The sequence below is a fragment of the Neisseria sp. P0021.S005 genome, from assembly GCF_051956955.1.
Map to the genome: position 1 here is coordinate 1 of NZ_JBQCWY010000046.1, position 14,485 is coordinate 14,485.

17 protein-coding genes are annotated in these 14,485 nt (G+C 49.6%); 11 read left to right on the forward strand and 6 right to left on the reverse strand.

The window, feature by feature from the left end:
* Positions 1 to 1,055: TonB-dependent receptor domain-containing protein (locus ACTHUE_RS04715; protein WP_440423065.1), on the forward strand; the 1,055-nt coding region annotated here is incomplete at its 5' end.
* A gap of 152 nt (positions 1,056 to 1,207) precedes the next feature.
* Here the strand turns inward: ACTHUE_RS04715 and ACTHUE_RS04720 are convergent.
* Positions 1,208 to 2,404, reverse strand: a complete 1,197-nt coding sequence (locus tag ACTHUE_RS04720) for an acetate kinase (protein ID WP_049344146.1) — start codon at positions 2,402 to 2,404, stop codon at positions 1,208 to 1,210.
* Between the two features lie 235 nt (positions 2,405 to 2,639).
* Here ACTHUE_RS04720 and ACTHUE_RS04725 point away from each other — a divergent pair, with 235 nt between their 5' ends.
* The 10 genes from ACTHUE_RS04725 to trxA all read left to right on the forward strand — a co-directional run bounded on the left by ACTHUE_RS04725 (position 2,640) and on the right by trxA (position 10,872).
* The gene (locus ACTHUE_RS04725; protein ID WP_049344144.1) at positions 2,640 to 2,945 is read left to right on the forward strand and encodes an HLGFF motif protein; all 306 of its coding nucleotides are present in this window, start codon (positions 2,640 to 2,642) and stop codon (positions 2,943 to 2,945) included.
* Positions 2,945 to 3,133, forward strand: a complete 189-nt coding sequence (ccoS, locus tag ACTHUE_RS04730; RefSeq protein WP_003681462.1) for a cbb3-type cytochrome oxidase assembly protein CcoS — start codon at positions 2,945 to 2,947, stop codon at positions 3,131 to 3,133. Before ACTHUE_RS04725 ends, ccoS begins: the two co-directional genes overlap by 1 nt.
* Positions 3,130 to 4,446, forward strand: coding sequence for an MFS transporter (locus tag ACTHUE_RS04735; RefSeq protein WP_070695371.1), 1,317 nt, complete (start codon positions 3,130 to 3,132; stop codon positions 4,444 to 4,446). Before ccoS ends, ACTHUE_RS04735 begins: the two co-directional genes overlap by 4 nt.
* A 322-nt stretch (positions 4,447 to 4,768) precedes the next feature.
* Positions 4,769 to 5,749, forward strand: a complete 981-nt coding sequence (locus ACTHUE_RS04740; RefSeq protein WP_070588368.1) for a DNA polymerase III subunit delta' — start codon at positions 4,769 to 4,771, stop codon at positions 5,747 to 5,749.
* 10 nt (positions 5,750 to 5,759) lie between these two features.
* On the forward strand, positions 5,760 to 6,113 hold the full coding sequence (locus tag ACTHUE_RS04745) for a PilZ domain-containing protein (RefSeq protein WP_003682949.1): 354 nt from the start codon (positions 5,760 to 5,762) through the stop codon (positions 6,111 to 6,113).
* 4 nt (positions 6,114 to 6,117) lie between these two features.
* Positions 6,118 to 6,903 (forward strand): TatD family hydrolase, encoded by a 786-nt coding sequence (locus tag ACTHUE_RS04750; RefSeq protein WP_440361130.1) that lies wholly within the window; start codon positions 6,118 to 6,120, stop codon positions 6,901 to 6,903.
* 52 nt (positions 6,904 to 6,955) lie between these two features.
* A complete protein-coding gene (locus tag ACTHUE_RS04755) occupies positions 6,956 to 7,054 on the forward strand; it encodes a hypothetical protein (RefSeq protein WP_083300566.1) in 99 nt (32 codons plus the stop codon).
* 154 nt (positions 7,055 to 7,208) lie between these two features.
* On the forward strand, positions 7,209 to 8,762 hold the full coding sequence (locus ACTHUE_RS04760) for a fatty acid--CoA ligase (protein WP_070588366.1): 1,554 nt from the start codon (positions 7,209 to 7,211) through the stop codon (positions 8,760 to 8,762).
* 85 nt (positions 8,763 to 8,847) lie between these two features.
* Positions 8,848 to 10,413 (forward strand): ABC transporter ATP-binding protein, encoded by a 1,566-nt coding sequence (locus tag ACTHUE_RS04765; protein WP_049335567.1) that lies wholly within the window; start codon positions 8,848 to 8,850, stop codon positions 10,411 to 10,413.
* A 126-nt stretch (positions 10,414 to 10,539) separates the two neighbouring features.
* The gene (gene trxA, locus ACTHUE_RS04770; protein ID WP_003681479.1) at positions 10,540 to 10,872 is read left to right on the forward strand and encodes a thioredoxin TrxA; all 333 of its coding nucleotides are present in this window, start codon (positions 10,540 to 10,542) and stop codon (positions 10,870 to 10,872) included.
* A gap of 61 nt (positions 10,873 to 10,933) precedes the next feature.
* On the opposite strand, the gene ACTHUE_RS04775 is transcribed toward trxA, so the two are convergent.
* The 5 genes from ACTHUE_RS04775 to proB form a co-directional block, all read right to left on the reverse strand.
* A complete protein-coding gene (locus tag ACTHUE_RS04775) occupies positions 10,934 to 11,251 on the reverse strand; it encodes a DUF2322 family protein (protein ID WP_049335566.1) in 318 nt (105 codons plus the stop codon).
* Positions 11,252 to 11,348: 97 nt separating this feature from the next.
* Positions 11,349 to 11,975: a uracil phosphoribosyltransferase gene (upp, locus tag ACTHUE_RS04780; protein ID WP_004519527.1), complete on the reverse strand. Its 627-nt coding sequence runs from the start codon at positions 11,973 to 11,975 to the stop codon at positions 11,349 to 11,351.
* Positions 11,976 to 12,121: 146 nt separating this feature from the next.
* Entirely contained in the window at positions 12,122 to 12,433 is a 312-nt protein-coding gene (grxD, locus tag ACTHUE_RS04785) for a Grx4 family monothiol glutaredoxin (RefSeq protein ID WP_003681608.1), read from the reverse strand.
* A gap of 88 nt (positions 12,434 to 12,521) precedes the next feature.
* Entirely contained in the window at positions 12,522 to 13,772 is a 1,251-nt protein-coding gene (locus tag ACTHUE_RS04790) for a glutamate-5-semialdehyde dehydrogenase (RefSeq protein WP_049335564.1), read from the reverse strand.
* A 9-nt stretch (positions 13,773 to 13,781) separates the two neighbouring features.
* A partial coding sequence (gene proB / locus ACTHUE_RS04795; RefSeq protein ID WP_440423067.1) for a glutamate 5-kinase occupies positions 13,782 to 14,485 on the reverse strand: 704 nt, incomplete at its 5' end.

A 14,485-nucleotide genomic window follows, 5' to 3' on the forward strand; every position in this document is an offset into this window, starting at 1 on the left:
ATGCGGTAAACCATTCGGTGGCATTAAACATCAATGTCAACGACTACTTTATGCCGTTTATCAGCTATTCGCGTACGCATAGAATGCCGAATATTCAAGAAATGTATTTTTCACAAATCGGCGACTCAGGCGTCAATACCGCCCTCAAGCCGGAACAGGCCAATACTTACCAAATAGGCTTCAATACCTTCAAAAAAGGGATTTTCAAGCCGGACGATGTATTGGGTTTCAAACTGGTCGCCTATCGCAGCAGGATAAACAACTATATCCACAATGTTTATGGCAAATGGTGGGATTTGGATAAAGCACCCAGCTGGGTAACCAGTACCGGCCTGCAATACTCTATCCAGCATCGAAACTACGCCAAACCTGTCCATAAAAATGGTTTGGAAGTGGAAATGAACTATGATTTCGGCCGCTTTTTTACAACCCTGTCTTACGCATATCAAAAAACCAACCAGCCGACCAATTATAGCGATGCCAGCGAATCGCCCCGCAACTCTTCTAAAGAAGACCAAATCAAACAAGGCTACGGCTTAAGCAAAATTTCCCGCTTACCCCGAGATTACGGTCGGTTTGAATTAGGGTCCCGATGGTTGGGCAATAAATTGACTATCGGCGGCATTATGCGCTATTACGGCAAAAGTACACGGGCGACGACTGAGGAGGAATTTGTTGACGGGACAACCGGTGCCAATACCTACTCTTCACACCAAATGGGCAGAAGGGTGATCAAAAAAACAGAAAGCATCAACAGACAGCCGCTGATTTTTGATTTCTATGCCAATTATGAACCGAAGAAAAACCTTATCCTTCGTTTCGACATTCAAAATGCGTTCAATAAGCGCTATATCGATCCTCTGGATTCCGCAAACGATGCCGCAACCCAGCGCTATTTCAGCGTATTTGAAAGAAAAGGTGGTTTAGATGATGAGGAAGTCGAATGCGATGCCAACGGTTTATGCAATGGCAAATATGGCGGCACGACACGCTCCGTCTTGAATAACTATGCGCGCGGCAGGACTTTGCTGTTTACCATCAGTTATAAGTTCTAAACCTATCCATCAGCATTCTTCATATTGCACTGATTAAAAAGCCGGTAAACGCAATGTTTTCCGGCTTTTTTCGATATATCCTCAAAATTTTCTTCATCTATACACAACAAAAAAACCTGCCCTTGCGGGCAGGTTTTCAATAATGACGGAGATTACAGGCCGCTCAGACGGGCAGTATCGTGTGCAATCATCAATTCTTCGTTGGTAGGAATCACAACGGCAACAGCTTTGCTGTCGGCAGTGGTAATCACACCAGCATTACCGAAACGGGCTTTTAGGTTGGCTTCTTGGTCGATGTACAGACCGAGGAAGCCCAAGTAGCCCAATACGCGTTCGCGGATGATGTCGGAGTTTTCACCGATACCGCCGGTGAAGACCAATGCGTCCAAACCGCCTGCCGCGACTGTCATGCTGCCGATGTATTTAGCCAAGCGGTAGATGAACATTTCCAAAGCCAGTTTGGCGCCTGGATGACCTTTTGCAGCTTCTTCTTCGATGGTACGGCAGTCATTGGACAAACCTGAAATACCGAGCAGACCTGATTTTTTGTTCAGCATGTCGGTGATTTGGGCGATGGTCATGTTGGCATTTTCAGCCAAGAAGCTGAAAACTGAAGGGTCGATATCGCCGCTGCGGGTACCCATGACCAAACCTTCTAGCGGAGTCAGACCCATGCTGGTATCGCGTGATTCGCCGTTGGCGACGGCGGTAATAGATGCGCCGTTACCCAAGTGGGCAATCACCATGCGCAGGTCTTTTTTGTCTTTACCGAGGAAACGGGCGGTTTCATCAGAAACGTAGCGGTAGCTGGTACCGTGCGCGCCGTAGCGACGCAAGCCGTATTTTTCATACAATTCATGTGGAACAGCGTAGGTGTAGGCATGTTCCGGCATGGTTTGGTGGAAGGCGGTGTCGAATACGACAACGTTAGGCAAACCTTTGAAAATGCTTTGTGCGGCACGCAGACCCAAAAGGTGGGCCGGGTTGTGCAGGGGAGCGAGCGGGATACATTTTTCGATGCCAGCGATAACTTCGTCGTCAACGAGGATGGATTCGCTGTACAGTTCGCCGCCGCTGACGACGCGGTGACCGATGGCGCCGATGCGGCTGTCGAGGCCGTGGGCTTTGAGTTCTTCCATCAGGGCTTCAACTGCGCCGGTGTGGTCGGGCTTGGCAGACAGGTCAACTTTGTGTTTTTCACCGTTGAATTTAAAGGTAATGTAGGCATCAGGCAGATTGAGCTTTTCTGCCAGGCAGCTCAGCAATACTTCGCCGCTGTCGTTATCCAATACGGCACCTTTGAGGGAAGAGCTACCGCAGTTCAAAACCAAGATTAATTTTTGTGACATTTTTATGCTCCTTGAGGTTTCAGACGGCATTTTTGTCGGGACCTTACTGCGGCTCCGGCTATGTTGCACCCCTTGTGGGACGTAGTGGGTAGCGGTCTGAACAGATTAACAAAGTAAACGTCGTATTCTAACAAAAAATGTAATCGGCTGCTTGACTTAATATTTGATGTAAAATGGACGGAATTTTATTTTAGGCCGTCTGAAAAAATGACGACGGTTTTGAAAATTTACCGATATGCATTATTTCAGTATCCACACTCAAGACGGCGAACACGCCGGATTTTTCATTATGCTGGCAGACGATGAATCGCAAAATCCGCCGCAAAGCGGACGCTTTGTAATCAAGCTGCAAAGTGAAGACGCAGCCGAAGCGGCGGTATTGTCGCCTTTTGAGCAAACCGATATCCCGCAATACTGGCGCGTGGTTAAAGACCGTATCGAACTGTTTTTTGACGATAAAAATATCGGTTCGTTGCGCAACGAATACCTGACCATTAGCGGTAAAACCTTTATCCTGACCGATTTGACCGGAGCGATGTAATGGAAAGTATGTTTATCCTTGTCCCCATCAGCATTATTTTGGCCTTCATCATCGGCTGGTTTTTCTGGTGGTCGGGTAAAAACGGACAGTTTGACGACCTTGAAGGACCTGCGCACCGCATTTTGATGGATGACGACTCCACTGAAAAACTGATCGAAAAAGACGAAGACAAAGAATCCAAACAATGAGCCTTAAAAAAGACAATCTGAATTTCCACACGACCCGCCGTTTTGCGCCGCTCTTTGGGACGCAGTTTTTGGGCGCGTTGAACGATAATATGTTCAAAACCGCATTATTCGTGATGATCAGTTTTTACGGTTTGGGTAAAAACGACTTTCTGCCGCCCAGCCAAATGCTGAATTTGGGCGCAATGCTGTTTATTCTGCCCTACTTCCTGTTTTCCGCACTGTCAGGACAGCTGAGCAACAAATTCGATAAAGCCGTTTTAGCGCGCTGGATCAAGCTGTTGGAAATCATCATTATGGCAGTGGCAGCATATGGCTTCTATATTCAATCCGCGCCTTTGCTTTTAATCTGCCTGTTTTGCATGGGTACGCAATCGACTTTGTTCGGCCCTCTGAAATATGCCATTTTGCCCGATTACCTCAACGACAAAGAGCTGATTATGGGCAACAGCCTGATTGAATCGGGTACGTTTATCTCCATTTTGCTCGGCCAAATTTTGGGCACCGCAGTCGCAGGTGTTCCGCCGTATATTGTTGGTGGTTTGGTGTTATTGGTCGCTATCGGCGGCTCGATGACCAGCCTGTTTATGCCGTCTGTACCCGCTAAAATGTCGGACACAAAAATCGAATGGAACATCATTAAAGGCACGAATTCACTGATTCGTGAAGCGGCGGCCAATCGTCCCGTATTCACTTCCATCATTGGTATTTCATGGTTTTGGTTTATCGGCTCGGTTTATACCACCCAACTGCCAACGTTCACGCAAATCCATTTGGGCGGCAACGATAATGTGTTCAACCTGATGTTGGCGCTGTTCTCCATCGGTATCGCCATCGGCTCGGTGTTATGCGCCAAACTCAGCCACGAACGCCTGATTTTGGGCTTGGTTACCATCGGCACTCTGGGACTGACGGTCTGTGGATTATTGCTGGTGTGGCTGACCCAAGGCCAACGTTTTACCGAATTAAACGGCATTATTTGGTTTTTATCGCAAGCCCAAACGTATCCGATTATGCTCGTGATGTCGGCCATCGGCTTTTTCGGCGGCTTCTTCTCCGTACCGCTCTACACTTGGCTGCAAACTGCCAGCAGCGAAACCTTCCGCGCCCATGCTGTTGCCGCCAACAACATCATCAACGGCGTGTTTATGGTGTCGGCTGCCATTTTGAGCGCGGTTTTGCTGATGTTGTTCAACAGCATCACGCTGCTGTATTTGATTGTTGCCGTAGGTAATATTCCGTTGATTGTTTACCTCATCAAACGGGAATCGAAATTTATCGGGGATTTGACCGCTTTGTTGAAAAGCAGCAAATAAGGCCGTCTGAAATGTCTCCCCACCATGCACATTTTCACTATTCAATCGCGTGGACAGCTTGTGCATAAATCAGATTACTGTCTGATTTAACATTAAAAAACAGGACTGACTAAATTTTAAGTACAACTTTACTACCAAACAAAATGCACATTTTCCCCAAACAAGCGTGTGCAAAGGCTGTGAATAAGTAAGCTTAATAATTGATATTTCAAAGCAAAAAGATACTTGATTAATTTTTAAGCAGTTTATTAAAGGCCGTCTGAAACCTTTTTCAGACGGCCTGAGAGTATAATAACCACCTACCTTATAGTTCCCAAACGATATGATTTACCCATGGCATGAAACCCAATGGCAACAGCTCGCCGCCCATTGGCAAAACCGACCCAACGCTTGGCTGTTTACCGGCAAAGAAAATACCGGCAAAACCGAGTTTGCCCGCTTTGTCGCGCAGGCATTGCTGTGCGAATCGCCCAAGTCCGGCCATGAACCCTGCGGCGAGTGTGCTTCGTGCCATTTGTTCAGCCAAAACACCCATCCCGACTTTTACGAACTCACGCCGGAAATGCCCGAAGGCGAGGCAACAGGACGCAAACTCCTGCAAATCAAAATCGATGCCGTGCGCGATATTGTGGAAAACATTTACCTGACCGCTGTCCGCGGCGGACTGCGCGTGGTATTGGTGCATCCGGCTGAAAGCATGAACACACAGGCGGCAAACGGTTTGTTGAAAGCTCTGGAAGAGCCGCCGCAACACGTCGTTTTCCTGCTCGTTACCCATGCGCGCGACAAACTCCTGCCTACCATCAAAAGCCGTTGCCGCCAGATGGTGCTGCCCTCGCCTACCCATGAGCAGGCTGCGGCATACCTGCGCCAACAGGGTGTGGGAAATGCTGAAGCCTTGTTGGCATTTCACAGCGGCGCACCTTTATTCACGCCGACTCCCGAATTGGACGCATTACGCGAAGAGTTGCTGACTCTGCTGGCCGCACCGCGCCTGTTAGCCATACTCGACTACGCCGCCGCGTTCGACAAACAAAAACAACCGCTGGCCGTTTTCATCGACTGGTTGCAAAAGTGGCTGATGGATGTCGGCTTGGCACAACAAAGCATGGCGCCGCTTTATTATCCGCACCATGCCCAAGCCCTGCTTCAGACGGCCTCTAAAACCGATTCACGCAAACTGTTTGCCCTATTGGGCCGTCTGAACGCGCTCAACCCTTACGGATACCATACCTTGAGTGTTAAAATGCAGCTTGAGTATCTGCTTATCGAATATTTAGATTTTTGGCAAAACAAACCCTAACAGGTAATCAATGATGAATAAAAAAGACATTCCGGCGAAGATGTTGGCCTTGCAACTCAAAGACCCCAATCTGTTGTACAACTGCTATATGCCGTTTTTAGAACACGGCGGCCTGTTCGTACCGACCGATGACGTATTCTCACTAGGCGAAGACATCCTCTTGGCCGTCGAAATCGCCGACTATCCCAAACGCTTCCTGCCAACTAAAGTCGTTTGGATCAATCCGGCGCGCACCTCGGCCCATCGCCCCAAAGGCGTAGGCCTTGCATTCTCCGAACACGAAAGCTGCCTGCAGGCAAAAAACCTGATCGAAGCCGAGCTTGGCCCGCGCCTGCGCAGCGACCGCACTACTTTTACCCTGTAATACCATGTATTTAATCGATTCACATTGCCATCTCAACTTTGACGGCTTAAAAGACCGCCTGCCCGAAGTCTTTGCCAATATGGAAGCGCAAAGCGTCAAACAGGCGCTTGCCATCAGCGTCAGCAAACAAAGTTTTGCCGAAGTCTTCGACATTGCTCAGGCAAATGACCACATCTACTGCACCATCGGCATACATCCCGACAGCCAAGAAGCAGAAGAATTTACCATTGCCGAAATGGTAGAGGCCGCCAAACATCCGAAAATCGTCGGTATCGGCGAAACCGGTTTGGACTATTACTGGTGCAAAGGCGATTTGTCATGGCAACATCAACGCTTTGCCGACCATATCCAAGCAGCCAACGAAAGCGGCCTGCCCGTTATCGTCCACACGCGCGATGCAGCCGAAGACACGTTGCGGATTTTGAAAGAATGCCACACTAATTCCGGCGTGATTCATTGCTTCTCTGAAGACATCGCCTTTGCCAAAGCCACTTTGGATTTAGGGTTATACATCTCCTTCTCCGGCATTGTGACGTTTAAAAACGCACCGCTGATTCAGGAAGCCGCCAAATACGTCCCAGCCGATAGAATCTTGGTAGAAACCGATGCACCCTTCCTCGCGCCGGTTCCCAAACGCGGCAAACAAAACGAGCCGTCCTACGTCCGCTATACAGCCGAATTCGTAGCCAATCTGCGCGGCGAGAGCTTGGAAACATTGGCACAAAACACCAGCGACAATTTCTACCGCCTGTTTAAGAAAGTACCTGACAGCCGTCTGAACAACGGCTAGTTCTAAGGCTTTCTACCACCGGTTCTGCCTCAAACGCAGCGGCAAACTCAAAATGGCTCAAGACAGAAACGACAACAAAATCGGCTTGCGCTATCTTCCGAACGGCCGGACCTTTAAAGAATGGGAATATTTCCATCAACACAATAAATGAATTTAAATTCAAAATATTGCTTTCCTAAGCCCAGCAAAGCTCAAGGCCGTCTGAAAGTATTTTCAGACGGCCTCTTGCTTATTTTACCGATAGGATGTAAAACCTATCCTTCGAAATAAACGGTTCATCGAAACCGTACACCCATCGACACAATATGGACACGAACTCCGAAATGCACACCCACTCTAATTTTTACGCCATGTTGACAGCCGCCTGCCAAAAAAACGGTAAAGGCACGGTCATTTTCAACGACAAAGAAAAAATCAGCTATTCCTCCCTCAAACACGAAGTAGAAACCGTCGCCGCCTATCTGCAACACGAAGGCGTACAATATGGCGACAAGGTCGCCCTTGTCGTTTCCAACTCTCCCGAATTTATTGCCGCCTATTTCGCCATTACTTCCATCGGCGCAGTAGCCGTCCCACTCAACGTCTTTTTGAAAAGCGAAGAATTTTCCTACATCCTCAATGACTGCGACGCACACTTTATGTTCGCCTCCGCGCCGTTGGCCAAAGAACTCAAAAACATCAAAGCCAAAACCAAAGTCCGTAAAATCATCTGGATTGGCGAAACCCAAGCCGCCAGTGGCGAAGACAGCTATTTCGATGCCGCACGCACATTCCCCGGCAAGCCGAATCTGAGCCGTCAGCCGTCTGTCAACGATTTGGCGCACATTATCTACACCTCCGGTACAACCGGCCATCCCAAAGGCGCATTAATCAGTTACAGCAACCTGTTTTCCAACCTTTCGGGCATCGAACAAATTTTCCAAATTTCAAGCAAAGACCGCTTCGTCGTCTTCTTGCCGATGTTCCACAGCTTTACGCTGACTGCCATGGTTTTGCTGCCGATATATCAAGCCTGCTCGATTATTTTGGTCAAATCCGTCTTCCCGTTCTCCAACGTGTTGAAACAGGTTTTGCTCAAACGCGCTACCATTTTCCTCGGCGTACCGGCTATTTACACCGCCATGAGCAAGGCCAAAATTCCTTGGTATTTCAGATGGTTCAACCGCGTCCGCCTGTTTATCAGCGGCGGCGCGCCTTTGGCCGGACAAACCATTGACGACTTCAAAGCCAAATTCCCGCGTGCCAAATTGCTGGAAGGCTACGGCTTGAGCGAATGCTCGCCCGTCGTGGCCGTCAATACGCCCGAACGCCAAAAAACCGCCAGCGTCGGCGTCGCCCTGCCCGGCCTGACCGTGAAAGCCGTCGATGACGAATTGGTCGAAGTGCCGCGCGGCGAAGTGGGCGAACTGATCATCAAAGGCGGCTCGGTCATGCAAGGCTACCTCAATATGCCTGACGCCACAGATGAAACCATCGTCAACGGTTGGCTGAAAACCGGCGACTTTGTCACCATAGACGAAGACGGCTTCATCTTCATCGTCGACCGCAAAAAAGACCTAATTATCTCCAAAGGCCAAAACGTCTATCCGCGCGAAATCGAAGAAGCCATCTACAAACTCGAAGCCGTGGAAGCCGCCGCCGTCATTGGCGTGAAAGACCAATACGCCGATGAAGAAATCATTGCCTTTATCCAACTCAAAGAAGGCATGAAGCTGGAAGAAGCCGAAGTCCGCAGCCACCTGCGCGGCCTGTTGGCAAACTTTAAAATCCCCAAACAAATCATCTTCCAAGACGAGCTGCCGCGCAATGCCACCGGCAAAGTGTTAAAACGCAAACTCAAAGAACAGTTTCAAGACTAAACCGCTGTTTCAGACGGCCTCTTGATTCATGCAGGCCGTCTGAAAACAACCTGTATTCCACAAACCTTTTCAGACGGCCACAACCATGACGACACCTATACTCGAAATCGAAAACCTAAACGGCTCCTTTCCGAGCAAGCAAGTCCTGCACAATATCAACCTGACCTTGCAACCCGGCCGCAAGCTGGCATTGGTTGGTGAGAGCGGCAGCGGCAAAACCGTATTGTCGCAAGGCATTATGCGCCTCAACCCGATGGTTAGCTTTGAAGGCCGTCTGAAATATTGCGGAACCGACCTGCTGACCCAGTCCGAACGCGCCCTGCAAAAGCTGCGCGGCTGCGAAATCGGCATGGTGTTTCAAGAACCCATGACCGCCCTCAACCCCGTGATGCGCGTCGGCGAACAAATCGCCGAAGTCCTGACCCTGCATTTGGGTTTGGATAAAAAACAGGCATGGGCGCGCGCCATCGAACTCCTAGACGAAACCGGCATCCACCAGCCCGAGCAAAAAGCCCAGGCTTATCCGTTCCAACTTTCCGGCGGCCAACGCCAGCGCGCCATGATTGCCATGGCCGTATCCGCCCAACCCAAGCTCCTGATTGCCGACGAACCGACCACTGCTTTGGACGTTGCCGTTCAAGCCCAAATCCTCGACCTGCTCTCACGCCTGCAGGAAGAACACGGCATGACCATGCTCTACATTACGCACGACTTAAACCTCGTGCGCCGTTTTGCCGACGATGTCGCCGTTATGCGTAACGGCCGCATCCTTGAAACCGGCAAAGCAGCCGAAGTCTTCGCCAATCCGCAGCACGAATACACCAAAATGCTGCTCAACGCCGGCACAACGCGCCGAGTGGCCCCCTTGCCTGAAAACCCGGCCACCGTACTTAAGGCCGAGCACGTCGCCTTTTCCGTCAAAGAATCGGACGGTTGGTTTAAAAAACGCGACAAAACCATTCTCAACCCCATTTCTTTCGACCTCAAATCCGGCGAAACCTTAGGCATCATCGGCGAAAGCGGCAGCGGCAAAACCACACTGGCCAAAGCCGTTATGCACCTTATCGATTCCGAAGGCAGCCTGATTGTCAACGGCGAACCATGGAAACACGAATTGAGACGCGAAATCCAAATGGTGTTCCAAGACCCGTTCGGCGCATTCAATCCGCGCATGAACGTCTTCGATACCGTTTCCGAAGCCTTACGCGTGCACGAACCTGAAATGCCGCGCGAAGAAATGCGCCGCCGCGTCGAAGAAGTCCTCAAACAAGTCGGCCTGCCCGAAGACGCACTCGAACGCTATCCGCACGCATTTTCCGGCGGCCAACGCCAACGCCTCGCCATCGCCCGCGCCATCATTGTCCGCCCGAAAATCCTCGTATTGGACGAACCAACCAGTGCGCTCGATGTCCAATGGCAACAACAAATCCTTGAATTACTCAGCGGCCTGCAAAAAGAATACGGCCTCGCCTTCATCATCATCAGCCACGACCTCGCCGTCATCCGCGCCATTTCCCACCGCGTGATGGTGTTGAAAGACGGTCAAGTCGTTGAAGAAGGCGAATGCGAAAGCGTATTTGCCAATCCGGCCAGCGACTACACACGTCATTTGATTGCCCACTCCGGCCACATGGTCCAAGAGGCCGTCTGAATCTTTAAGGATTACGATAGACGCATTTCAAAAAAACTATTACCGAGTGGCGGCACTTGAAATTTTCCCAGTCTGCCACTATCCTGAACAACATATTTATCGATCCCCATTCAAAAGGAAACAAACATGAGCAGCGAATTGATTATCCACGCCAGCGATGCCAGCTTCGAACAAGACGTTTTGAAATCCGACGTACCTGTATTGCTGGACTTCTGGGCACCATGGTGCGGCCCTTGCAAAATGATCGCCCCAATCTTGGACGACATTGCCTCCGAATTCCAAGGCCGTCTGAAAGTCGTTAAAATCAACATCGACGACAATGAAGCCACTCCTGCCAAATTCGGCGTTCGCGGCATCCCTACCCTGATGGTGTTCAAAAACGGCGAAAACGTTGCCACTAAAGTTGGCGCATTGGCTAAAGGTCAACTGACTGCATTCGTTGAAGCCTCTATCGCTTGAGGCTTTAAGCATATAAAAAGGCCGTCTGAAAATTGTTTTCAGACGGCCTTTTTTGTATTCATTAAGCAGCCAATGGTTTCAAAGTCAGGCTGGCATTTTCAGCTTTCACTTTAAACAGCAAATCAATATTCGGATGTTTGCCCGGATTGGCTTCGGCATCGGCAACATGTTCGGCAAACCATGCCAGGCCGCGTTCTGCCGCCGCTGCGTCAAGTTTACCGCCAAACTCTTGCGCCAAAGCATGGTAAAGCTTGAGCGAGCCTTGTTTGCCGGGTGCATTGGGAATGTGATGAACCACATTGCCCTCTTTGTCGAGAATATCTAAGCCGCTCAAATGATCGATGGCAGGCATGGCGGCAAGATTATCTTGGAAGCTCATGATTGTCCTTTCTGATGTGGGTTTTAAAGCAAACCATATAACAAGGCCGTCTGAAAGTTTAGGTTTGACACTTTTCAGACGGCCTTAAACATTTCAATTAACGTGTACCGAAAATCTTATCGCCGGCATCGCCCAAACCGGGAATGATGTAGCCGTGTTCGTTCAAGTGGCTGTCGAGCGCGGCAGTGTAGATGGTTACATCAGGATGCGCGTCATTGACGGCTTTTACGCCTTCCGGAGCGGCAACCAATACCAATGCTTTGATGTTACGGCAACCTTTGGCTTTTAAAAGGTCGATGGTGGCAACCATAGAGCCGCCGGTCGCCAACATTGGGTCAATAATCAGTGCGGGACGTTCGTCCATGCTGTCGACAAATTTTTCAAAATAAGAAACCGGTTTCAAAGTTTCTTCATCGCGCTGCAAGCCGACAACGCTGATTTTGGCAGTCGGAATCAGGTCGAGTACGCCGTCAAGCATACCCAAACCGGCACGCAAAATCGGGACAACGGTCAGCGTTTTGCCTTTGATGCGGTCGCCTTCAATAGAGCCGCACCAGCCGTCAATAATATATTTTTCAATTTCAAAATCACGGCTGGCCTCATATGCCATCAGACGTGCCAACTCGGTGGTAAGCGTGCGGAATTTGTAAGTGCTGCAATCCGCTTCACGCATCAGCGTGAGTTTGTGGCGGACTAAAGGGTGGTTGATAACGGTAACGTTCATGTTGATTTTCCGAATTGCGTTGATGGAGGGGGATTATACTTTTTTTCGCATGGCGCGCAAAGTGCGTATTCATGCGAAAGGCCGTCTGAATCAGGGTTTCAGACGGCCTTTGTCAACAATTTTACATTACGGAATATTGTGGATAATTAAGCTTTCAGCAATTCTTGCAGTTCGCCTGCTTCATACATTTCCATCAAAATGTCGGAGCCGCCGACAAATTCGCCGTTAACGTACAGTTGAGGAATGGTCGGCCAGTCGCTGTATTCTTTAATGCCTTGGCGTACGGCATCGTTTTCCAATACGTTGACAGTCACATAGTCGGTGCAACCTGCCGCATTGAGGATTTGTACGGCACGGGAAGAGAAGCCGCATTGCGGAAATTGCTTCGTGCCTTTCATGAACAATACGACGCGGTGTGTGGTAACGACTTCTTTGATTTGATCGTGGATAGAGGACATGGTGTGTTCCTTTTTACTAAATCGGTTGTTCGGGAAAAATCAAATTTCCCGCCATTATACGCAAATTGATGAAGTTGAGGGGCGTTTATCAACGTCGGATCTGACCGTTGCCGTTGATGTAGAACTTGGTCGAAGTCAGCGCTTCCAAACCCATCGGGCCGCGGGCGTGCATTTTTTGGGTGGAAATACCAATTTCCGCGCCCAATCCGAAAACAAAGCCGTCGGTGAACCGAGTGGACGCATTGACATAAACCGCCGCCGCATCAATGCTTTCTTGGAAAAACTCGGCATGGGCAATGCTTTGGGTCACAATCGCTTCCGAGTGATGCGTCGTATGGCCGTTAATCCAATCGACGGCTTCTTCCACTGATTTTACCGTTTTGACCGACATAATATAGTCAAGAAACTCGGTACTGTAATCTTCCTCGGTTGCCAAAACAGCATTTTTAAAAATACGCAGCGCTTCCTGATCGGCTCTAAATTCGATCGGATGCACTTTGGCAACGGCTTCTTCCAGTTTTGGCAAAAACGCTTCCGCTATCTTTTCATGAACAACCAAAGACTCCGCGGCATTGCACACGCTCGGACGCTGCGTTTTCGCGTTCACGACGATATTGACCGCCATCTCCAAATCGGCACTGTCATCCACATAAATATGGCAATTACCGACTCCGGTTTCAATGACGGGAACTTTCGATTTCTCTTTCACCGTCTGAATCAAGCGCGCGCCGCCGCGCGGAATCAGTACATCAATATAATCAACCGCCTGCATCAATTCCTCAGCGGCAGCATGACTGGTATCTTCAACCAGCTGCACCACATCGGCATCCATCCCCGCTTTTACCAAAGTCTGCCTGATGACGGCAATCAATGCGGTATTGGAATGGATGGCATCGCGACCGCCGCGCAAAATAATGGCATTGCCGGTTTTAAAGGCCAGAGAAAACGCATCGACCGAAACATTCGGGCGGCTTTCAAAAATCATGGCAACCACGCCCAAAGGCACGCGTTTTTGAACTATTTTCAAACCGTCCAAATTGATATAGCCGCGGACAACCTGCCCAATTGGGTCCTGCAAATCGGCAACCTGCCCAACGCCTTCCGCAATGCCTTTGATGCGTTCGTGATTCAAACGCAGCCTGTCGAGCATAATGTCCGAAATGCCGTTTTCTTTTGCAGCGGCCAAATCGCGGGCATTTTCTGCCAAAATCATCTCAGCCTGTTCAACCAACGCCGTTGCAACCTGACGCAGCAGATTGTTTTTTTCCAAGCTTCCCAAGCTGATTAACGTTTTACTGGCTTTTTGGGCATTCTTGCCCAACTGTTCGATATAGCTCATCAAACCTCCCTATTTCTCTTGTGCAAACCACGTTCCAATAGGCGCGCCATCTAAAACCTGAAGAATATCGCGCGGATTGGCGCTGTTCATCAACACCATCTGGCCGTGATGTTCAAACATCATCTGCGCACTCTTAATCTTACTGAACATGCCGCCCGTACCAAACTTACTGCCCGATCCGCCGGCAGAAGCAATAATTTCTTCGGTAATATCGGCAACATGGCTGCGCAGCTTGGCATCGGCGTGAACAGCCGGATTTTTATCAAACAAACCGTCAATATCGGACAACATAATCAGCAAATCGGCTTTAACGATTTTCGCCACGACTGCCGACAAACGGTCGTTATCGCCAAACTTGGTGGCATGGTCCATCTCATCCACGCTGACCGCGTCGTTCTCATTGACAATAGGGATGACGCCGATGGAAAGCAGGGATTCAAAAGCATTGGTAACGTTTGCCAAACTTTCCGGATATTCGACCACATCACGCGTCAGCAGGATTTGCGATACCGTCATCCGATAATGGGAAAAAATCTGCGAGTAAAGGCTCATCATGGCCACTTGGCCGACGCTGGAAACAGCCTGCTGCTGCGCCATTTCCGCCGGACGTTTTTCCATGTTGAGGACATTCAGCCCAAAGCCCATCGCGCCGGAAGACACCAGCACAATTTCTTTGTCCTTACTGACCAAGCTGGAAATGACAAAGGCCAGTT